Source organism: Priestia sp. 10L35, from assembly GCF_056395685.1.
In genome coordinates, this window is record NZ_JBFTKA010000047.1 from 1 (window position 1) to 574 (window position 574).

Annotated in this window: 5 tRNA genes; all 5 read right to left on the minus strand. The window is 51.9% G+C overall.

The window, feature by feature from the left end:
• Positions 1 to 50 precede the first annotated feature (50 nt).
• Positions 51 to 139, minus strand: a tRNA-Leu gene (locus AC1DEF_RS29125).
• Between the two features lie 12 nt (positions 140 to 151).
• A tRNA-Cys gene (locus tag AC1DEF_RS29130) sits at positions 152 to 225 on the minus strand.
• An 8-nt stretch (positions 226 to 233) separates the two neighbouring features.
• Positions 234 to 308 (minus strand) — tRNA-Gly (locus tag AC1DEF_RS29135).
• A gap of 19 nt (positions 309 to 327) precedes the next feature.
• Positions 328 to 409, minus strand: a tRNA-Leu gene (locus AC1DEF_RS29140).
• Between the two features lie 13 nt (positions 410 to 422).
• A tRNA-Lys gene (locus AC1DEF_RS29145) sits at positions 423 to 498 on the minus strand.
• Between the last annotated feature and the right edge of the window lie 76 nt (positions 499 to 574).

A 574-nucleotide genomic window follows, 5' to 3' on the forward strand; every position in this document is an offset into this window, starting at 1 on the left:
GATCCGTAGTCAAACGCTCTATCCAATTGAGCTACGGGCGCTTATTAAAATGGTGCCGAGGGCCGGACTTGAACCGGCACGGTAGTCACCTACCGCAGGATTTTAAGTCCTGTGTGTCTGCCAATTCCACCACCCCGGCAGGACTTATACGTGGAGGCGGCAACCGGATTTGAACCGGTGATAAAGGTTTTGCAGACCTTGGCCTTACCACTTGGCTATGCCGCCAATATATATGGAGCGGAAGACGAGGTTCGAACTCGCGACCCCCACCTTGGCAAGGTGGTGTTCTACCACTGAACTACTTCCGCGTTATTGTCTAATTTAAGATGCGGGTGAAGGGACTTGAACCCCCACGTCATAAGACACTAGATCCTAAGTCTAGCGCGTCTGCCAATTCCGCCACACCCGCGTGTGAATATACATGGTGAGCCATGAAGGACTCGAACCTTCGACCCTCTGATTAAAAGTCAGATGCTCTACCAACTGAGCTAATGGCTCTCTATGGCTGGGCTAGCTGGATTCGAACCAACGCATGACGGAATCAAAATCCGTTGCCTTACCGCTTGGCGATAGC